This window comes from Micromonospora sp. CPCC 205561 (genome assembly GCF_036906775.1).
Taxonomy (GTDB): domain Bacteria; phylum Actinomycetota; class Actinomycetes; order Mycobacteriales; family Micromonosporaceae; genus Micromonospora.
The window spans coordinates 36,493-55,117 of sequence record NZ_JBAKHV010000005.1 but is presented as its reverse complement, the minus strand read 5'-3'; the positions used below and the strand labels follow the sequence as shown (position 1 = coordinate 55,117).

21 protein-coding genes and 3 tRNA genes are annotated in these 18,625 nt (G+C 73.8%); 12 read left to right on the top strand and 12 right to left on the bottom strand.

Features of this window, described 5'->3' with window-relative positions:
• The first annotated feature begins 136 nt into the window (after positions 1–136).
• The 4 genes from purF to amcA all read left to right on the top strand — a co-directional run bounded on the left by purF (position 137) and on the right by amcA (position 4,367).
• The gene (purF, locus tag V6V16_RS05400; protein WP_334559943.1) at positions 137–1,678 is read left to right on the top strand and encodes an amidophosphoribosyltransferase; all 1,542 of its coding nucleotides are present in this window, start codon (positions 137–139) and stop codon (positions 1,676–1,678) included.
• A 59-nt stretch (positions 1,679–1,737) separates the two neighbouring features.
• Positions 1,738–2,892, top strand: a complete 1,155-nt coding sequence (purM, locus tag V6V16_RS05395) for a phosphoribosylformylglycinamidine cyclo-ligase (RefSeq protein ID WP_334559940.1) — start codon at positions 1,738–1,740, stop codon at positions 2,890–2,892.
• Positions 2,893–3,061: 169 nt separating this feature from the next.
• The gene (gene amcB, locus V6V16_RS05390; protein WP_334560207.1) at positions 3,062–4,165 is read left to right on the top strand and encodes a cyclophane-forming radical SAM peptide maturase AmcB; all 1,104 of its coding nucleotides are present in this window, start codon (positions 3,062–3,064) and stop codon (positions 4,163–4,165) included.
• Positions 4,134–4,367: a multiple cyclophane-containing RiPP AmcA gene (gene amcA / locus V6V16_RS05385; protein WP_334559937.1), complete on the top strand. Its 234-nt coding sequence runs from the start codon at positions 4,134–4,136 to the stop codon at positions 4,365–4,367. The genes amcB and amcA overlap by 32 nt, the downstream gene beginning before the upstream one ends.
• Before the next feature lie 140 nt (positions 4,368–4,507).
• Here amcA and V6V16_RS05380 read toward each other — a convergent pair whose 3' ends face one another.
• Together V6V16_RS05380 and V6V16_RS05375 are read right to left on the bottom strand one after the other, a co-directional pair.
• Positions 4,508–4,723 (bottom strand): DUF3073 domain-containing protein, encoded by a 216-nt coding sequence (locus V6V16_RS05380; protein WP_334559935.1) that lies wholly within the window; start codon positions 4,721–4,723, stop codon positions 4,508–4,510.
• Positions 4,724–5,008: 285 nt separating this feature from the next.
• The gene (locus tag V6V16_RS05375; protein WP_334559932.1) at positions 5,009–6,091 is read right to left on the bottom strand and encodes a Glu/Leu/Phe/Val family dehydrogenase; all 1,083 of its coding nucleotides are present in this window, start codon (positions 6,089–6,091) and stop codon (positions 5,009–5,011) included.
• Positions 6,092–6,262: 171 nt separating this feature from the next.
• Here V6V16_RS05375 and V6V16_RS05370 point away from each other — a divergent pair, with 171 nt between their 5' ends.
• Together V6V16_RS05370 and V6V16_RS05365 are read left to right on the top strand one after the other, a co-directional pair.
• Positions 6,263–7,102, top strand: a complete 840-nt coding sequence (locus V6V16_RS05370) for a hypothetical protein (RefSeq protein ID WP_334559930.1) — start codon at positions 6,263–6,265, stop codon at positions 7,100–7,102.
• 251 nt (positions 7,103–7,353) lie between these two features.
• Positions 7,354–7,563, top strand: a complete 210-nt coding sequence (locus tag V6V16_RS05365; protein WP_007073996.1) for a BldC family transcriptional regulator — start codon at positions 7,354–7,356, stop codon at positions 7,561–7,563.
• A gap of 90 nt (positions 7,564–7,653) precedes the next feature.
• Here V6V16_RS05365 and V6V16_RS05360 read toward each other — a convergent pair whose 3' ends face one another.
• Complete coding sequence (locus tag V6V16_RS05360; RefSeq protein ID WP_334559927.1) at positions 7,654–8,052, bottom strand: PPOX class F420-dependent oxidoreductase; 399 nt, start codon at positions 8,050–8,052, stop codon at positions 7,654–7,656.
• Between the two features lie 54 nt (positions 8,053–8,106).
• Here V6V16_RS05360 and V6V16_RS05355 point away from each other — a divergent pair, with 54 nt between their 5' ends.
• Positions 8,107–8,886, top strand: coding sequence for a class I SAM-dependent methyltransferase (locus tag V6V16_RS05355; RefSeq protein WP_334559925.1), 780 nt, complete (start codon positions 8,107–8,109; stop codon positions 8,884–8,886).
• Positions 8,887–8,959: 73 nt separating this feature from the next.
• Here V6V16_RS05355 and V6V16_RS05350 read toward each other — a convergent pair whose 3' ends face one another.
• Positions 8,960–9,256: a hypothetical protein gene (locus tag V6V16_RS05350; protein ID WP_151455703.1), complete on the bottom strand. Its 297-nt coding sequence runs from the start codon at positions 9,254–9,256 to the stop codon at positions 8,960–8,962.
• A gap of 159 nt (positions 9,257–9,415) precedes the next feature.
• On the opposite strand from V6V16_RS05350, the gene V6V16_RS05345 reads away from it, so the two are divergent.
• Both V6V16_RS05345 and V6V16_RS05340 read left to right on the top strand, forming a co-directional pair.
• Complete coding sequence (locus V6V16_RS05345) at positions 9,416–10,273, top strand: 3-hydroxyacyl-CoA dehydrogenase family protein (protein WP_334559920.1); 858 nt, start codon at positions 9,416–9,418, stop codon at positions 10,271–10,273.
• Positions 10,274–10,328: 55 nt separating this feature from the next.
• The gene (locus V6V16_RS05340) at positions 10,329–11,081 is read left to right on the top strand and encodes an enoyl-CoA hydratase/isomerase family protein (RefSeq protein ID WP_334559917.1); all 753 of its coding nucleotides are present in this window, start codon (positions 10,329–10,331) and stop codon (positions 11,079–11,081) included.
• Between the two features lie 53 nt (positions 11,082–11,134).
• On the opposite strand, the gene V6V16_RS05335 is transcribed toward V6V16_RS05340, so the two are convergent.
• The gene (locus V6V16_RS05335; RefSeq protein WP_334559916.1) at positions 11,135–12,484 is read right to left on the bottom strand and encodes an ABC transporter substrate-binding protein; all 1,350 of its coding nucleotides are present in this window, start codon (positions 12,482–12,484) and stop codon (positions 11,135–11,137) included.
• 155 nt (positions 12,485–12,639) lie between these two features.
• On the opposite strand from V6V16_RS05335, the gene V6V16_RS05330 reads away from it, so the two are divergent.
• Positions 12,640–13,029 (top strand): hypothetical protein, encoded by a 390-nt coding sequence (locus V6V16_RS05330; RefSeq protein ID WP_334559914.1) that lies wholly within the window; start codon positions 12,640–12,642, stop codon positions 13,027–13,029.
• A 30-nt stretch (positions 13,030–13,059) separates the two neighbouring features.
• A complete protein-coding gene (locus tag V6V16_RS05325; RefSeq protein ID WP_334559911.1) occupies positions 13,060–13,767 on the top strand; it encodes a DUF2786 domain-containing protein in 708 nt (235 codons plus the stop codon).
• 69 nt (positions 13,768–13,836) lie between these two features.
• Here the strand turns inward: V6V16_RS05325 and V6V16_RS05320 are convergent, their stop codons facing one another.
• Positions 13,837–14,355 carry an SRPBCC family protein gene (locus V6V16_RS05320; protein ID WP_334559910.1) on the bottom strand — a complete coding sequence of 173 codons (519 nt, stop codon included), beginning with the start codon at positions 14,353–14,355 and terminating at the stop codon, positions 13,837–13,839.
• A 207-nt stretch (positions 14,356–14,562) separates the two neighbouring features.
• Between V6V16_RS05320 and V6V16_RS05315 the strand changes: the two genes are divergently transcribed.
• Complete coding sequence (locus tag V6V16_RS05315) at positions 14,563–15,975, top strand: hypothetical protein (RefSeq protein WP_334559909.1); 1,413 nt, start codon at positions 14,563–14,565, stop codon at positions 15,973–15,975.
• A gap of 81 nt (positions 15,976–16,056) precedes the next feature.
• On the opposite strand, the gene V6V16_RS05310 is transcribed toward V6V16_RS05315, so the two are convergent.
• The 6 genes from V6V16_RS05310 to V6V16_RS05285 form a co-directional block, all read right to left on the bottom strand.
• Positions 16,057–16,824, bottom strand: coding sequence for a Stf0 family sulfotransferase (locus V6V16_RS05310; protein ID WP_334559907.1), 768 nt, complete (start codon positions 16,822–16,824; stop codon positions 16,057–16,059).
• A 53-nt stretch (positions 16,825–16,877) separates the two neighbouring features.
• Entirely contained in the window at positions 16,878–17,564 is a 687-nt protein-coding gene (locus V6V16_RS05305; protein WP_334559904.1) for a cation transporter, read from the bottom strand.
• Positions 17,561–17,920: an ArsR/SmtB family transcription factor gene (locus V6V16_RS05300; protein WP_334559902.1), complete on the bottom strand. Its 360-nt coding sequence runs from the start codon at positions 17,918–17,920 to the stop codon at positions 17,561–17,563. Before V6V16_RS05300 ends, V6V16_RS05305 begins: the two co-directional genes overlap by 4 nt.
• Positions 17,921–18,177: 257 nt before the next feature.
• A tRNA-Phe gene (locus V6V16_RS05295) sits at positions 18,178–18,251 on the bottom strand.
• 98 nt (positions 18,252–18,349) lie between these two features.
• A tRNA-Asp gene (locus tag V6V16_RS05290) sits at positions 18,350–18,426 on the bottom strand.
• Positions 18,427–18,458: 32 nt separating this feature from the next.
• Positions 18,459–18,531, bottom strand: a tRNA-Glu gene (locus tag V6V16_RS05285).
• Positions 18,532–18,625: the final 94 nt, after the last annotated feature.

Sequence of the window (18,625 nt, the reverse complement as noted above, 5' to 3'; positions counted from 1 at the left end):
CGGATCGTGACTATCTGTATCGACAGTGATTCGCGTACACTGTCAGGCGACGACAGTGGTCCCGGCGCAGGAGTGCGGATCCGCCCCCCGTGCGAGATTCCGCCAGGCCGGTCCAGACCAGCATGAGGGAGCGCAGGTGCCCCGAGGCGACGGCCGGCTGAGCCACGACCTTGATCCCCAACGACCCGGCCCCCAGGACGCGTGTGGCGTCTTCGGTGTCTGGGCCCCCGGGGAGGAGGTCGCGAACCTGACGTACTTCGGGCTCTACGCCCTGCAACACCGGGGCCAGGAGGCCGCGGGCATAGCGGTCAGCGACGGCTCGGGCGTGGTGGTCTACAAGGATCTCGGCCTGGTGGCCCAGGTCTTCGACGAGCCGACCCTGGCCAGCCTGCGGGGGCACGTGGCCATCGGCCACGCCCGCTACTCCACCACCGGCGGCTCGACCTGGGAGAACGCCCAGCCGACGATCCGGTCCACCACGTCCGGCACGACGATCGCGCTGGCCCACAACGGCAACCTGGTCAACACCGCCGAGCTCCAGCGCGAGGTCAGCGAGCGGGGCCTGGTCGCCGACGGCTCGACCAACGACACGTCCCTGGTGACGATGCTGCTGGCCGGCCGCCCCGACCTGTCGGTCGAGGCAGCGGCGATGGAGGTGCTGCCGCAGCTGCGTGGCGCGTTCAGTTTCGTGTTCATGGACGAGTCGACCCTCTACGCCGCCCGGGACCCGCACGGCGTACGCCCGCTGGTGCTGGGCCGGCTGGAGCGCGGCTGGGTGGTGGCCAGCGAGACCGCCGCGCTGGACATCGTCGGCGCGAGCGTCGTCCGCGAGGTCGAGCCCGGCGAGCTGATCGCGATCGACGAGGACGGCCTCCGCTCCAGCCGGTTCGCCGCGCCGGAGCCGAAGGGCTGCCTCTTCGAGTACGTCTACATCGCCCGCCCGGACGCCACCATCGCCGGGCGCAACGTGCACTCCGCCCGGGTGCAGATCGGTCGCCAGCTCGCCAAGGAGCACCCGGTCGAGGCCGACCTGGTCATCCCGGTGCCGGAGTCCGGCACCCCGGCCGCGATCGGCTACGCCGAGGAGTCCGGCATCACCTACGGCGCCGGCCTCATGAAGAACCCGTACGTCGGGCGCACCTTCATCCAGCCGTCGCAGACCCTGCGTCAGCTCGGCATCCGGCTCAAGCTCAACCCGCTGCGGGAGAACGTCCGGGGCAAGCGGCTGGTGGTGGTCGACGACTCGATCGTGCGCGGCAACACCCAGCGGGCGATCGTGCGGATGCTGCGCGAGGCCGGCGCGCTGGAGGTGCACGTGCGCATCTCGTCGCCGCCGGTCAACTGGCCGTGCTTCTACGGTATCGACTTCGCCACCCGCGCCGAGCTGCTGGCCAACGGGCTGGACAACGACGGCATCCGGCGTTCGATCGGGGCGGACACGCTCGGCTACGTGTCGCTCCCGGGTCTGATCGCCGCCACCGAGCAGCCGAAGACCCGGCTGTGCCGCGCCTGTTTCGACGGGGAATACCCGATCGAACTGCCCGTCGGCAACCTGATCGGCAAGCACGTGCTCGAAGGAGTGGGCCGGCGGGTCGCCGCGGAGGCGTCCGACACCCCTGAGCACACCGCCGCTCCGCTCGTCGCCACTCCGGGCGGCGTGACCACACACCGCCCGTAGCACCACCCGGCGCGGCCGGTCTCCGCCGGCGCGGCGCCAGAACCACAAAGGGGAGAACCGTGACGTACGTGTCCGAGCGCAGCGGCGCAGGAAGCAGCCCGACCGGCGCCGGCGGCGACCGCCAGCCCTGGACGGCGGGCACCAGCCGCCAGGCGCGCAAACGCTCGGTCTCGTACGCGGACGCCGGCGTCTCGATCGAGGCGGGTGACCGCGCGGTCGAGCTGCTGAAGTCGAAGGTGAAGCAGACCCGACGCCCCGAGGTGATGGGCGACCTGGGTGGCTTCGCCGGCCTGTTCCGGCTCGACACGAAGAAGTACAAGAACCCGATCCTGGCCTCGTCCACGGACGGCGTGGGCACCAAGCTGGTGATCGCCCAGCAGATGGACATCCACGACACGGTCGGCATCGACCTGGTCGCCATGGTCGTCGACGATCTGGTCGCGTGCGGCGCCGAGCCGCTCTTCCTGCTCGACTACATCGCCACCGGCGAGGTCGTGCCGGACAAGGTCGCCGAGATCGGCGCGGGCATCGCCGACGGCTGCCGGTACGCCGGCTGCGCGCTGCTGGGCGGCGAGACGGCCGAGCACCCGGGCGTGCTCCGCCCGGACGAGTACGACATCTCCGCCACCGGCGTCGGCGTGGTCGAGGAGGCCGACATCCTCAGCCCGGAGCGGGTGGAGGTGGGCGACGTGGTCATCGCGATGCGCTCCTCGGGCCTGCACTCCAACGGCTACTCGCTGGTGCGGCACGTGCTGCTGGGCGCCGGCCGGATGCGGCTCGACGTGGTGATCGACGACTTCGGCCGGCAGCGCACCCTCGGCGAGGAGCTGCTCACCCCGACCAAGATCTACGCGCAGGACTGCCTCAAGCTGATCGCCGAGGCCGAGGTGCGGTCCATCGCCCACGTCACGGGTGGCGGCATCCCCGGCAACCTCGTGCGGGTGCTCCCCGAGCACGTCGACGCGGTGGTCAACCGCTCCACCTGGAAGCCGCAGCCGATCTTCGACCTGATCCAGTCCAAGGGGCGGATCGAGGATCCGGAGATGGAGGCGACCTTCAACATGGGCGTCGGCATGTTCGCGATCGTCTCCGCCGAGGACGCGGACCGCGCGCTGGCCACCCTGACCGGCCGCGGCGTCGACGCGTGGCAGGCCGGCGAGATCATCGAGGGCTCCGGCCACGTGCAGATGATCGGCCAGCACACCCGGGGCTGACCACGCTCCGGTGAGCGTACGGGCACCTGATCAGGGCTTCACCCGAGTGGCCGTCGCCGCCTAGCCTGAAGGGCACCCTCATAGCTGTCGGGCCGGCCTGCCCGGGTTCCCCGACAGTCCTTAGGTGCTGAGGAGGGCAATGGCTGCTCGGGGAGGGTCGTTCAGCGGGATGCGCGGCCTGGCCGCCGTCCCGTCGTACGTGGTCATGCAGCCCACGACCCTGTGCAACCTGGACTGCGCCTACTGCTACCTGCCGTTCCGGGCGGCCGACCGGCGGATGCCGGTGCCGGTGGCCGAGGCGGTGGCCGCGTCGGTCAACCCGTGGGCGGCGGCGGGCCGGTTCTCGGTGGTGTGGCACGGCGGCGAGCCGCTGGCCGCCGGCCGGGAGCACCTGGCCGCGCTGATCGCGCCCTTCGGTGCCGGGGTCGAGCACCACGTGCAGACCAACGCCACGCTCATCGACGACGCCTGGTGCGCGTTCTTCGTCGAGCACGGCGTGCGGGTCAGTGTCAGCGTGGACGGCCCCCGGGAGCGCAACGTCGACCGGGTCACCCGGGGCGGCGGGCCCGCGTACGACCGCATCCTGCGGGGGGTGACGGCGCTGCGCCGGCACGGCCTGCCGTTCTCGGCGCTGGCGGTGGTGGGGCGCCCGGAGCCGGGCCTCGCCACCGAGCTGTACGACTACTTCCTCGGGCTCGGCTGCGACGTGCTCGGCGTCAACATCGAGGAGACCGAGGGGGTCAACGTCCGGGGCAACTCCCACGACGCGGGGCAGGTGACCGCCTTCTGGGCCGAGCTGGTGGCGGCGTGGCGCCGGGAGCCCCGGATCCACCTGCGGGAGGTGGAGTGGTCGTTGCGGTACGCCGCCGCGGTGCTCGACGGCACCGCCGACGACGTGCTGCCCCGGCGGCTGGACCCGATCCCGACCATCGGCCACGACGGGTCGGTCACCGTGCTCTCGCCCGAGCTGGCCGGCTTCACCGACGTCCGCTACGGCGACTTCAGCAGCGGCAACGTGCTGGCCACCCCGTTGGCCGAGATCCTCCTGCACGCGACCCGGACGCCCTGGGTCGGCGAGTTCCTCGCGGGCGTCGAGGCGTGCCGTTCGTCCTGCCCCTACTTCGGGTTCTGCGGCGGCGGCCACGCGGCCAACCGCTACTTCGAGCTGGGGCGGTTCGACGGCACGCAGACCGCGCACTGCCGCAACAGCAAGATCCACCTACTGGAGGGAGTGTTGGAGCATGCCCGAGACCACCAGTCACCGGCAGCCTGACCAGCGGGCGGACGCCGCCCGGGACGAGGTCGCCGACCGGGTGCGGGACGCCGCGCCGGGGCTCACCGCGCTCCTGCACGAGGCCGAGGCCGCGCGAGGGCTACGGGCGGAGGCGGGCGCGGACGGCGCCGGTGCCGTCTGCGCCTGGAACCACTTCGAGAACATCCCGACGTTCTACAACTGGAACAACCGTCCCCGCTGAGACACCGCGATCAGGGACCTGCCGATCGGCCGGAGGGGTCTCCGGGACGGTCAGGTCCCTGATCGTCGGACGTGGCGCCGCTTCGACGGGCACATGCGTGAGCACGCGGAGATCACCGCGTGCTCAGCTGCTACCGGAGGTCAGCGGGTCGGGCTTACCCAGGGATCCGGGTCTTCGTCCGCGTGATCCTCATCATCGTCGTCGACATACTCTTTGTAGTCGTCGTCGAAGTTGTGCTCAGACTTACCAGCACCCGCCAACTCGCGCTGCAAGGCGGTGAGGTCGGTGTTCGGGGAGTGATACTTCAACTCCCGGGCCACCTTCGTCTGCTTGGCCTTAGCACGGCCGCGCCCCATGGCTCGACCCCCTCGCACAGAATGCGGGGCAGCCCGAAGGCGGGCCCCGATGACGTCAGGCATCTCTCGTGGCTCTTACGGTACATGGGGATGCCGCCGTTCGGCACCTCGGGTTACCGTCGGCCGGCACCGCGCGTCGCGGTCACCCGGCCGTCACCGATTGTACCCGGTAAGGAGCGGCGCCGCGCCCGCCCGTGACATGGGGTAAAACCCTACGAAGACATCGTAACGGGCACGCCGCCCTTCGGGGCCGGGGGCGGAACGTCCGCTCCGCCCCCGAGGCGCTCAGCGCAGGTGGATCGCGCGCAGCCGGCCGACGTCGGCCATCCGCCGCTCGGCCAGCCGGTCCGCCGCCACCGCCGGCGGTACGCCCTCGGCGTCCGCCAGCCGCAGGATCTCCCGGGTGGTGTCGTAGATCCGCGTCGCGCGCAGCTTGGCCCGCTCGAAGTTGAAGCCCTCGATCTCGTCCGCCACCTGGATGACGCCGCCGGCGTTCACCACGTAGTCCGGCGCGTAGAGGATGCCCCGGTCGGCGAGGAGCTTCTCGATGCCCGCGTGGGCGAGCTGGTTGTTCGCCGCGCCGGCGACCACCTTCGCGCGCAGCGCCGGCACGGTGTCGTCGTCGAGCGCGCCGCCCAGCGCGCACGGGGCGTACACGTCGATGTCGGCGGCGACCAGCGCGGCGACGTCATCGACCAGCGCGACCCGCGGGTGGGTGGCGCGCGCCCACTCCAGGGCCCTCGGGTTGACGTCGGTCGCCACCACCTCGGCGCCGTCGTCGAGCAGGTGGCCGACGAGGTACTTGCCGACCTTGCCCAGGCCGGCGACGCCGACCCGCCGGCCGGCGAGGGTCGGGGCACCCCAGACGTGCTCGGCCGCGGCCCGCATGCCCTGGAAGACGCCCCAGGCGGTGAGGATCGAGGAGTCGCCGGCCCCGCCGTGCTCGACGCTGCGGCCGGTGACGTAGGAGGTCTCCCGGGCGATCAGGTCCATGTCGGCGACGTAGGTGCCGACGTCGCAGGCGGTGTAGTAGCGCCCGGCGAGGGACTCCACGAAGCGGCCGTACGCGCGCAGCAGCGCCTCACTCTTGATCCGCTCCGGGTCGCCCCAGATGACCGCCTTGCCGCCGCCGAGGTCGAGCCCGGCCAGGGCGTTCTTGTAGGCCATCCCCCGGGAGAGGTCGAGCACGTCCGCCAGGGCCTCCTGCTCGCTGGCGTACGGGTAGAACCGGGTGCCGCCGAGCGCGGGGCCGAGCGCCGTGGAGTAGATGCCGATGATCGCTTTCAGGCCGGTCTGCTTGTCCTGGCAGAACACGACCTGTTCGTGACCGCTGGACCCCGGGTCGTCGTTGCTGGCGAATACGCCCATGACTCGCTCCTGGTGTGGGTGCGTCCTTGTGGGACGCGGACCTGTGGACCGCCGGCGGGATGCTGCCGGTGCCGCTGAGCCTAGTATCGGCCGCCGCCGTCCGGCCTCCCACGGCGTGCGCGATGGCGGTGCCGACGGCGGCCGGGTTCCAATTCGTGGGAGGATCGCGCCGTGCCGTCGCTTTTCGCTTCATACCTGCGCGTGTACGAGCCGCTGACCGCCTTCGACCGGGACCGCCAGACGTACTGGCGGCGCTACGCCGAGCAGGGGCGGGCGGTGGCCCCGGCGGAGGGCCCGGGCCGCCAACGGACGTCGGTGATCGAGGCGCTCGGCGCCGGCTGGACCCGCCTGCCCGACCTGCCGGACGAGGCGTACGTCCTGGAGAGCGACGAGACGCTGCTGGTCTGCCCGTGGAATCTGCGTATCCGGGTGGCCGAGGCGGCGTTGAGCGCGCGCGACGGCGTGCCGCCGGTGCTGGCCGACGCCTTCGTCCCGCCGGTGCTGGCCGGTCAGGCCAAGGCGGTGGTGGAGGACTGGCGCAGCGGGGCACGGGTGCTGGAGCACGGCGTGCCGCGGGTGCACGAGCAGATCGCCACCTGGGGCGTGCCGCTGCGCTGGTTCGTGCTCTTCGACCCGGAGGAGCGGCACCACGTGACCCACCCCGGCCGGCGGGCGCTGCGCTACCGGACGGAGATCTCCAAGGCGCGGCGCCGCTCCTCGCGTGCCCTGTCGGTGCTGCGCAAGTCGGTCGGTGACGCGCCGATCACGGAGGCCGTCGAGGAGGCGGCCCGCTGGCTGGAGGAGTTCCACCCCCGGTCGATGGTGGAGCTGGACTACGGCGGGCTGGTGGAGCTGCTCTCCGACGAGACGCTCGCCGCCGACGACTCGCCCGAGCTGGTGGCGAGCGGGCTCGCCGGGCTCTCCCGGGGAGAGGCCGAGGAGGCCTCGGCGGCGTACGACAGGCTGGTCGCGCGGTGGCGAGCGGTGCAGCTGCTGGAAAGGTGCAATTGACGCGAAGCGGGTCAGGGAGCGCTCCCAAGCCGAGGGGCCTTCGTAGTTGACGCATCACGAACCGTGATCATGAGTCCGAATAAGGTACTTTCTGCCGTGTAAAAGTTGCATAAATCGGGCATGGTTCATCCGTCCGTCTAGGGACGTTCGGCCGTTCGGCCCATGTCGGACATCGGGGACTAGCCGGACCATGGGAGACGCGTCGGCCGGCGGGACCCCGGCCGATGTCTATACATGTGGAGGAGTGACCGATGGCATCGCGAACGCACGAACCAGAGCCGCTACTCACGCCGGCCGAGGTGGCGTCGATGTTCCGTGTCGACCCGAAGACGGTGACGCGGTGGGCCAAGGCGGGGAAGCTCAGCGCGATCCGCACCCTGGGCGGCCACCGCCGGTACCGCGAGTCGGAGGTCAGGGCCCTGCTACAGGGACAGATCCCCCAGCAGCGCCAGGGGGACTGACCGCCCGGGAGGCGACAGGTCTGAACACGAAGGGCGGCGGACACCGGTCCGCCGCCCTTCGTCGTGCCCGGAACCTGCCCGGCGGCGGGATCACGCTCCGGTCGCCGGCCCGTCCACGAGGGCGACCCGGATGCCGACCGTGCCACCCTCGCCGCGACGCAACCGGCTGCCGAGCAGGCTCAGCCGGCCGACCAGCCGGTATTTCTGCTTGATCAGCTCACGCACCCGCCGGGTCTCGGCCGGGCCGTGGAGGGTCGCGCGGGCGGCGATCGCCTCGCCGTGCGGCCGGCCCCGGACGTCACAGGGCGCCACCGTCACGTCCCCGCTGCGCCGGATCCGCTTCACCTTGCCGGCGTCCGCCGCCGACCACACCGCCAGTGCGTCGCCGTCGCGGACCGCCCAGACCGGCGTCGGCACCGCGCGACCGTCCTTGCGGAAGGTCGTGAGCAGGATGTACTTCTCCGCGGCGAGGCGGTCCAGGGTGGTCACCCCGCAAGGATACGGCCGGTGCGGCCCACCGGCCGGCCGGATAGCGTGATGCCCGTGACGGCGGAGCCACGGATCGGTGACGTGTTCGGGGAGATGCTGCGCGACGCGTACGCGGTGGCCACCGGCGTCGGCCCCCGGCCGCTGGCCGGCGGGCGGCTGCCGCGACCGGTCATCGAGATCATCGAGCGGGACGACGGGCTCGTCAACGGTGCCCCCGCCGCGCACTACCTGGACGGGCCGGCCGACTGGCAGCCGTACGACCGTCGGGCCGTGGACCGGGTCCGGGGCGCGACCCTGGACGTCGGGGTCGGCGCCGGCCGGATCGCTCTGCTGCTCCAGGAGCGGGGCGTGCCGGTCACCGGGCTGGACACCTCGGCCGGGGCGCTGGCCGTGTGCCGGCGTCGGGGCGTACGCGACCTGGTGCACGCCACCGTCGACGCGCACGTCGCGGACGGCCGCCGCTACGACACGTTCCTGCTGCTCGGCAACAACGTCGGGCTGCTGGAGGGGCGGGAACGGGCACCGGTCCTGCTGGGCGCCCTCGCCGCGCTGGCCCGGCCGGGGGCGCAGGTCATCGCCCAGGGCACCGATCCGTACGGCACCCGCGACCCGGTGCACACCGGTTACCACGAGCGGAACCGGCGGCAGGGCCGGTTCGGCGGCCAGCTCCGGCTCCGGCTGCGCTACCGGGAGCTGGGCACCGAGTGGTTCGACTACCTCGTCTGCTCGCCGGACGAGCTCGCCGAGCTGGTCCGGGGCAGCGGCTGGCGACTGGCCGACGTGGACGACCGGGACGCGCCGTACTATCTGGCCACCCTGCGCCTCGCCGACTGACGGCGGAGCCTTCGGACGGCCGGGCCCGACGCCGGCGCCGGGTCCCCGCGCACGCGGGAACCCGGACGCGGCCTCAGACCTGGACGGTCGGGGGAAGCTGCTCGGGCGGCAGGCCACCGTCGCCGTCGACCACCTCGTCCGGGGTGCCGTCCTCGTCGAGGTCGACCATCGTGATGTCCACCTTGCCGTCACCGTCGGTGTCGAACTGGAACAGGTCGGGCTTGCCGTCACCGTCGGTGTCGACGACCCAGACGTCGGTGCGGCCGTCGTTGTTGGTGTCGGCGCGCAGCAGGTCGACCCGTTCGTCCCCGCGGGTCTCCACGGTCTCCGCCGCGTCGGCGGCGTGCACGGTCTCCGGTGCCTGGCTCATCTGGCCCGTCCTTCCCTCGGTTGACGCGGTGGTACCCGATCCGGCTCGCCCCCACGCATCCCCGGGTACCGCCGCTGCATAGGGTCGGCCCATGAGCGAGTGGAGCGGGCGGCGGGGCGCGGGTCGACCCCGTCCCGCCACCGGAGACAGGGAGGCGTCATGAGCGACCGCTTTGTCGTCGTCGGGGCCGGCACGATGGGGCTCGGCATCGCCTACGTGGCGGCCGGGTCCGGGCACGCCGTCGAGCTGGTCGAGGTGGACCGGGAACGGGGCGAGTCGGCCGTCGGGCGGCTCGGGGAGCTGTGGGACCGGGCGGTGGCGCGCGGCAAGCTGAGCGCCGACCAGGCCGACACGAACCGGCGCCGGGTGACGCTGCGGGCGGCGCTCGCCGAGGTCGCCGAGGAGCCGGCCGTGATCGTGGAGGCCGTACCGGAGCGGCCGGACCTCAAGCGGGCGGTGCTGCGCGAGGCCGAGGCGCTGCGGCCGGCGCTGCTGGGCAGCAACACCTCCAGCATCCCGATCGCCGCGCTGGCCGACGGGCTGGCGCGGCCGGAGCGCTTCCTCGGGTTGCACTTCTTCAACCCGGTCTGGGCGATGGCGCTGCTGGAGATCGTGGTCGGCCCGGCCACCGCCGAGCAGACCACCGCGGCGGCCGTCGCGCTCGCCGGCCGGCTGGGCAAGGACCCCGTCGTCGTACGCGACATGCCGGGCTTCGCCACCTCCCGACTCGGGGTCACCCTCGGGCTGGAGGCGATCCGGATGGTCGCCGACGGGGTGGCCAGCCCGGCCGACATCGACAAGGCGATGGTGCTCGGCTACCGGCACCCGGTCGGCCCGCTGGAGCTGACCGACCTCGTCGGGCTGGACGTGCGGCTCGACATCGCGCGCACCCTCCAGGCCGCGTACGGGGACCGCTTCGCGCCCCCGCCGATGCTGGAGGAGATGGTGGCGGCCGGCCGCCTGGGCAAGAAGTCCGGCCAGGGCTTCTACCGCTGGGAAGGCGGGGTGCGCGCGTGAGCGCGGGCAGCGGGCCTGCGAGCCCCGCGGGCGCGGGCGGAAGGGGGTTCCCCCGATGAGTGGGCTGCGGATCGAGGAGCGGCCGGACCGGCTGGTGGTCACGCTCGACCGGCCGGAGAAGCGCAACGCCATCGACGCCGACCTGATCGCCGAGCTGCACCAGGTCTGCGCGGAGCTGGAGGCGCGGCCCCGGCTGCTGCTGCTCACCGGCGGCACCGAGGGGATCTTCGCGGGCGGGGCGGACATCGGGCAGCTGCGCGAGCGGGGCCGGCTGGACGCCCTCGCCGCGATCAACTCGGCGGCCTTCGCCCGGATCCGGGCACTGCCGATGCCGACCGTGGCGGCCGTGGACGGGCCCGCGCTGGGCGGGGGCGCCGAGCTGGCGTACGCCTGCGATCTGCGGGTCTGCACGGCGCGGGCGGTGTTCGGCCAGCCGGAGGTCCGGTTGGGGATCCTGGCCGGCGCGGGCGCGACCCACCGGCTGCCGGCGCTGGTCGGCGAGGCCCGGGCCAAGGAGCTGCTCTTCACCGGCCGCCGGGTGGACGCCGAGGAGGCCCTGCGGATCGGGCTGGTCAACCGGGTGGTGGCGGAGCCCGGCGAGCTGCTGCCCACCGCGCACGGGCTGCTCGACGAGATGGCGAAGGGCTCCGCGCTGGCGCTGCGGCTGACCAAGCTTGCGGTCGACGCGCCGGCCGCCGCGCACCCGCAGCTCGACCTGGTGAGTCAGGCGGTGCTCTTCGAGGACGAGGAGAAGCGCCGCCGGATGACGGAGTTCCTGGAGCGGCGACGCCCCGCTGAACCCCGGTGACGACGACGGCCGCACCGGTCAACCGGTGCGGCCGTCGGGACCGGTGGCCCGGATCAGTGCCGGATCTGCACGCCGGCGTCCGCGAGGGCCCGGATCACCTGCGCGGACTCCGCGAAGCCGATGATCAGCACGGCCTCCGCGCCGAAGTCCTTGATCTCCTTCGCGCCGCCGACGAAGTCCACCGGGTTCGCCTTGGCGTCGGCCGGCGGGTCGTAGGTCAGCAGCTTCAGCCGGTCGCCGCCGATGCCGGCCCGCTCCAGCTCGGCCCGGACGGTCTCCTGGAGGCCCTCGCCGTAGGAGTCCTTACGGGCCACGATGGCGATCTTCTGCGGCCCGTCGCGCAGGATGACGTCGGCCAGCGCCCGGCCCTGGAGGCTGTCCGGCGGCGCGGTGCGGAAGTAGAGGCCCTGGTCGTCCAGCTCGGTCAGGCTGGCGTCGGTGTTCGACGGCGCGAAGAGCACCTTCCCGGCCCGCACCACGTCGGGCAGCACGGCGCGGGAGATGCCGGAGGCGCCGGCACCGACGATGACGTGCACGTTCCGCGCGACGTGCTGGGCCACGGTGGCCTTGGCGACCGCCGGGTTGGTGCCGTCGTCCCCGTCGATCCAGACCACCGGCTCACCGAGCACCCCGCCCGCCGCGTTGATCTCCTTCATCGCCAGCTTGGTGCCGGCGGAGATCGGCGGGTACGCGAGGGCCAGGTCGCCGCTCTGCGGCAGCAGGCCGCCGATGACCAGCGGGGAGCCGTCGCTGCGGTCGGTACGGCCGCCGCGCTGCTTCTTCGCCTTCGGCGGGGCCTTGGTGCTCGCCGCCGACTCGTCCCCGGCCCCGACGAACTCCGTCTTGCCGTCGTTGAGCCGCTGCCCGTCGAAGTGCAGCGTGCCGTAGCTCGCCGTGGACGGCTCGCCGGCGTCGGTGAAGCCGGCGCGGGTCAGCGAGACGCTGCGGTACTCCACGTCCTGACCGGCCCGGGCCAGCGCCAGGCAATCGGCCACGGTCTCGCAGCGCTGCCCGCCGTTGGTGACCCCGACGATCTGCTTCGCGATGGCGGCCGGGTTGGTCGTGCCCGCGAGCTGGGCGGCGATCGCGCTGATGACCACCGCGTCGTACGCCTCGGCGGAGTAGAGGAAGTCGCCGAGCTTGGGGTCGACGGACCGCAGCCGGTTCTTGAAGTCCTCGGGCAGGGGCGTCAGCGGCGTGGTGCCCTTCATACCGTCGACCAGGCCGGCGCGATCCTTCAGCTCGGCGGGGTACGAGTTCAGCATGTTGCCGTCGGAGCCGTAGAGGCGCGCCTGGTGGGTCGGCGCCTCCTCCGGCTCATCGGTCCCGCAGGCGCTCGTGGCGAGCAGGAACGTCGCGCAGGCAGCCAGTGTGGCCGCCCGCGAGGCGCGTGACATGAACATGGTCGTCCTTCCTCCGGCGAAGGTCCGCTGCGCACATTAGCGTGCCGCACCCGTCGGCGGGACCACGGAGGGCGCTCAATCCGCAGGTCGTTCGCATTCGCTACGGAAAGTCACCCCCGACGGGCGGCTTGACGCTCTCCTCTACCGTGCTGTGGGTGACGGAATCACCACAGCAGACGCTCGACGACGCGACCGCCGTGCTCCGCTCGGCGCTGGCCGGTGACGGCGACGCGGTGGTGGGCGCGTTCGACGCCGTCGTCGACCGGTCCGGCCTGGCTGGCGCGTACGGGGTGGCCTGGTGCCTCGCCGCGACGATGGTCGGGGAGCCGGTGCCGCCGGGCACCTGCGCGCTCGACTTCCCCGGCATCGACGAGGCGGGCTACGACACCCGCTGGGTGGCGCGCTTCGTCAGCGCGTACGCCAACGCCGACGCCGACACCGGCGAGGCGCTGTTCGGTGCGGCCGCGGCCGACGGGCAGCTGCCGGAGTGCCTGCTCACCCTCGCGGGCTCGACCGTGGCGACGCTGCGCAGCCGGGTCGACTGACCGTCGGCCCGCCGTGACAGGGTGGGTGGCATGTCCGACGCCATGCTCAGCAAGGTGCGCAAGCTGCTGGCCCAGGCCGAGGACCCGGCCTGCACCCCCGCCGAGTCGGCCGCCTTCACGGCCAAGGCGACGGAGCTGATCGCCCGCTACGGCGTGGACCGGGCGCTGCTGGCCGCCCGGGAACCGGCCACGGACCCGGTGGGCGACCGGGTGGTCGAGGTCGTCGCGCCGTTCGCGCGGGACAAGGCCGGCCTGCTGGCCGCGGTCGCCGATCCGCTGCGCTGCCGCTGCGTCCGCCAACGGCAGGGTGCCGGTTTCGCCATGCACCTGTTCGGCTTCGCCAGCGACCTGGAGCGCGTCGAGCTGCTCTTCACGTCCCTGCTGGTGCAGGCCGCGCACGGGCTGGCCGGCGCCGAGGTGCCGCCCGGCGAGCACCCGGCCGCCTTCCGGCGCTCCTGGCTCGCCGGCTTCGCCCAGGTGATCGGCGTGCGGTTGCGGGCGGCGGAGGCCGGGGCAGCCGCCGAGTCGGGAGAGCCGTCGGTGGCGCTGGTCCTGGCCGACCGCTCGGACCGGGTCCGGCACCGGGTCGCGCAGGTCTACCCGCGGCTGCGTACCGCCGCGCCGCGCCGGCTGGCCGGCAGCGGCTTCGGCCCGGGCGCGGAGGCGGCCCGCCGCGCCGATTTGGGCGGGCGGAGGGTGGCCGGCGCGCCCGGTGCCCGCCCCGGCATCGGCCGCTGACGCGCTCACCGCCGCCCGGTCGAGCCGGCCCGGTTCCGGCCAGCAGCCGGACGGCCTGGGCGGAGCCGGTCAGCCGGCGTCGCGGTCGGCCACCCGGGCGGCGTAGCGGGTGAGCAGCTCGTGCCAGCCGGCGGTCAATGCCTGCCGGTAACCCTCCGCCGCGTCGCCGTGCCGGTCGAAGTGGCGGTGCTCGACCTCCACCCGGGTCCGCTCCGGTCCGTCCGGGTGGCAGAGCACCTCCACCTCGCTCGCCCGCGCCGGGTCCGGCAGCGGCGCCCGGTCGGCCCCGATCTGCCAGGTGAAGACCAGCCGCCTCGGCGGCTCCCAGGTCAGCACGCGGCCCCAGTCGCAGCGGAAGCCGTGCGGACCGATCTCGTAGAGCATGCCTCCGGCGCGCGGCTCCATCCCCAGGTCGGCCAGGCTCTCCGGCCCGGACCAGGTGTACTCCACCACCCACCACTGCGCCAGCGCGCCGGTGAACACCTCGAACGCGCGCTGCGCGGAGGCGGGGACCAGGAGGACGCTGCGCAGGGAGAACCTCCCGGACTCCTGCCGGATCTCGGCCGGATAGGCCATCTCCTGTCCCATAGGCCCGGACCATACCGGCCCGTGCCCGGGTGCGCAGCCTCCGCGCCAGCACCCTTCCGCGTACGCCCGGCGGTCGCACGCGGGTCGACGGCGGTGCTCGTCCGACCGGCACCGGGGACGCCGGCCGCGCGGGATGTTCGGCCGGATACCGGGTACCCGCGCCGGACGATCCCGGCCGGCCGGGCCGGAGGATGCGGAGCGGGGAGCATGAGCGAGAACGCACAGCAGCGGGATCCGGACCGGACGGGCGATCGACCGAACCGGGGGGACGGGGAGGCGGGGCCCTCGACCCGGGACGGGGAGGCGGAACCCGCCCGCGGGGAGAGGGAGGCCGCTCTCGCCCGGCGGGCCGGGGACGCCGAGCCGGACGTCCTGCTGGACATTCCGGAGGTGTCGGTCGACTCGATCCGGCTCGCGGTGAAGGGGCTGGACGCCGACGTGTCCCTGCGTACCCGGCTGGCCAACATCCTTCAGCTCGACGCCGGGGTGCGGGTGCACCTGGAGGACGTCGAGCTCGACATCACCGGGGTGCACGCCGAAGCGTTGCTCAAGGTGCGGCTCGAGAAGCTGGTGCAGATCCTCGATCGGGCGCTGACCACCATCGACCGCAACCCGCAGGTCATCCAGGCGCTGTCGCGTACGGCGACGGCCTCGCTGGACGACGTGAACCGGGCGACGCAGCAGGTGGCCAACCTGGGCGAGCGGCTCGCCGGCCCGGTGGAGCGGATCGGCGGCGCGACCGACGACCTCGGCCAGCAGGTGGGCGCGATCGGCGCTCTCGCCGACCGGCCGGTACTGGAGCCGGGCGTGCCCGTGCCCGGCGTGGCGGGTCCCGGCCGGCCGGTAGGCCCCGCGCCGGCCCAGGGCGCGCAGGTTTCCCCTCACGAGGCCGCCAGGCCCTCCGCCCCCGGCCCCGGGCACGTCGGGCAGCCCAGCCCCGGCCCGGGGCACGCCGGGCAGCCCAGCCCTGGTCCCGGGCACGCCGGGCAGCCCGGCCCCGGTCAGGGCGGGCAGCCCGGTACCGGGCCGGTCCACCGGGGCGGCGGCCTCGCCAGCGGATCGGGCGGCGGGGGTGAGCAGGGCCAGGCGCAGCGCGCCCGCGAGCAGGAAGCGCGCGAGCAGGCGGGCCGCGAGCAGCGGGGCCGGGGGGACGAGCGCCGGGAGCCCGGCGGCCCGCAGGGGCGGGAGCACGCACAGGACTCGGCGGGGAGCGGCGGCCAGCCCTCCGGCGGTGACGGGCGTGACCGGTCCGGCGGCGAGCGGGGCGGGGAGGAACGCGGGTCCGGGTCCGGCGGCGAGCAGGGCGGGCAGCGCCCGGGCCGGGAGGAACAGCGCGCGCAGCGGCCGGGCGGCGCGAGCGTCGGCGGCCCCGGCGGTGGCACGCCCGAGGGCGCCGGTGAGAGGCGCGACGGCGGGCCGGAGGCGGGACGGCGTGCGCCGTCGGGCGGTCCGGCCGGCGACGAACCGGAGCGGCGTCCCGGAACCTCCGGGGGTGGCGGCGCCGCGCCGAGCGCGGCCCAGCTCGCCGAGCAGGCGGGGGAGACGCTGAAGCAGGCCGGGCGGAGCGTCTGGGAGGCGATCCAGGGCGGCGTGGCCCAGCACCGCCAGCAGCGGCGCTGACGCCCCGGGCCACCCGACGGCCACCTGGACCGGTGGCGGCCGTGCCCCGGACCGCCCGACGAGGAGTACCCGGTCGACGGGTCAGGTGCCGGTCGCCTCGGCCCGGTAGCGTTCGATCCACCGCCGGTTGATCTCGTCGGCCTGGCGTTGGTGCCGGGCGACGACGGCGAATCCGTCCCCGGGCACGTCGATCCCGAGGAAGTGGAGGACTCCGTGCGTGGTGGCGGCCATGTCCGCTGCCAGGTCCTCGTAGCGCACCACGTGCGGCTGGATGCCCCACGAGGCGAACCAGGCCTCCCAGGCCGCGTTGTGCTCCCCGATCTCCCCGATGAAGCGCCCGATGCCCGCCGCGTCGAAGTGGGGCTCCCGCCCGTTGCCGGCGTCGCCGCTGATCTCCCCGCTGCCGCCGACGAACCATCTGCCGGTCTGCTCGGCGCGCAGCCGTGACACCGCCTGGGCCACCACGTCGTCGCGCCGCAGGAAGACGAAGCCGGTGCGGCCGAACGCCCGGTTCAGCAGCGCGGCGTCGTCGCCCTCCAGGTCGGGGTGGATCGCCGCGAGCCTGGCGACCAACTCGTCCAGCGTGCCCCACATGAGTTTCGCGCCGAACACGCCGTTGTCGGTCCGGCCCGCCGCGAGCGCGGCCCGTACGAAGTCCGCGTAGTCGAGGCCGCCGTCGGCCGTGCGGGGGAGCCGCCACCGGTCGGCCCAGCGCAGCTCGTCGGGGGAGCGGAAGAACGCCTGCGGCCGGCCGGCGAGGCCCGTGGACTCCAACAGCCCCAGCAGGAGGGAGCTACCGGTGCGAGGGGTTCCGCAGACGAAGTACGAGTCGACGCGCTCTCTCGCCATGGCGGTAGCCAAGTGCGGCGCGGGCGCGTACGCAATCGAATTCGCCGGCGCGGCTAGCGGTCGGCGCAGCAGCCGTCGGCGCAGCCGGAAGCCTGGCCGGCGTCGACGGCCGGGAGGGGCGCGCAGTCGTCGCAGTGATCGCCGCGCCAGGCCGCGACGCCCTCCCTGACCGCGACTCCGGCGATCACGAACGCGGCGACCGGGTCGGCCCACGACCAGCCCCAGAGGGCGTTGAGGACCAGACCGACGAGGAGCACCACGGAGAGGTAGGTGCACAACAGGGTCTGCGTCGAGTCGGCCAGCACGGTCGCCGAGCCCAGCTCACGGCCGGTGCGCCGCTTGGCCCGCACGAGCAGCGGCATCACGATCAGGGACGCGACGGCGAGACCGATCCCCACCGGACTGGCGTCGGCGTCCCCGCCGGCCAGCAGCGAGCGGCCGGCGTCGAAGGTCACCCAGGCCGCCAGGGCGAAGAACGACACGCCGATCAGCCGCAGCGCCAGTCGCTCCCGGTCCTCGGGCACCCGGGAGCGGAACTGCCAGATCAGCACGGCGGCGCTGGACACCTCGACGAACGAGTCCAGGCCGAATCCGACGAGCGCGGTCGAGGAGGCCGCCGCGCCGGCGGCGATGGCGACCACGCCCTCCAGCAGGTTGTAGCCGGCGGTGGCGTAGGCCAGTTGCAGGCTCCGCCTCGACAGCGCCGCCTGGCGCTGCGGGGTCAGCAGCGACGCGCTCACGCGCCCACCTCCACGCGGGAGGCGGCCGGCGTGCCGTAGGTCGGGCAGAGCACGACCGCCTCGCCCGTGGCGGCGAGGACCTGTTCCGCCGACCGGAGCAGCTCCAGCAGCTCCGGCCGCGTCAGCGCGTAGAACGACTGGCGACCGGACACCCGGTAGTCGACGAGGCCGCAGTCACGCAGGCACGCCAGGTGTTTCGAGACCGTCGACTGCGCCAACCCCAGCTCGCCGGTCAGGTCCACCACCCGGGCCTCCCCGGTCGCGATCCGGCGCAGGATGGCCAGCCGGGTGGGGTCGCCGAGGGACCTGAACAACGCCGCGGCAGGAGCCAGTGCGGGCGCATCACCAATCGCCATCCGGCGATGATAGCGGGTCTGAGGGATCAGTCGGGGCCGGGGCGTAGGTCGGCGGGCCGACGGGGGGCCGTGCGGGGCCCCAGCCTCCCGCGGGCGTCAGGCGCGTCGGCACCGGCGCGGGCGTCGCCGCTTTTGGCGGCGCCTTCCGGAACGGTCGGACCGGGGGAGACGTCGGGCGGCCGGGCGGGGCCCGGACGCAGAAGCGCCGACCCGCGTTCCCGCTGGTCGGCGCTTCAGTAGCCCGGCGAAAGGCTATGTGGCCAGGGGCGGGGTCGAACCGCCGACCTTCCGATTTTCAGTCGGACGCTCGTACCAACTGAGCTACCTGGCCGTGTTGCTCGGTACATGTTACCCGCACGGCGAGTGCTCCGCCGGGAGGGTCGCATGCCCCGATACGCAGAACGCCGCGCATGGCGCGGCGTTCTGCGCTGGCGGTCCTGACGGGACTTGAACCCGCGACCTCCGCCTTGACAGGGCGGCGAGCACTCCAACTGCTCCACAGGACCTAGCTTTGTTGCCTCCGGCCGAAGCCGGATCGTGCCCCCAACGGGATTCGAACCCGTGCTACCGCCTTGAAAGGGCGGCGTCCTGGGCCGCTAGACGATGAGGGCGGCCCCGCCATCATTGCACACTCGCAACTTCAAGCGGACTTGCTCCCATCCGGCCCCGCCGGAGGCTTGGATAGCTTACGTGATGATCGGTCCG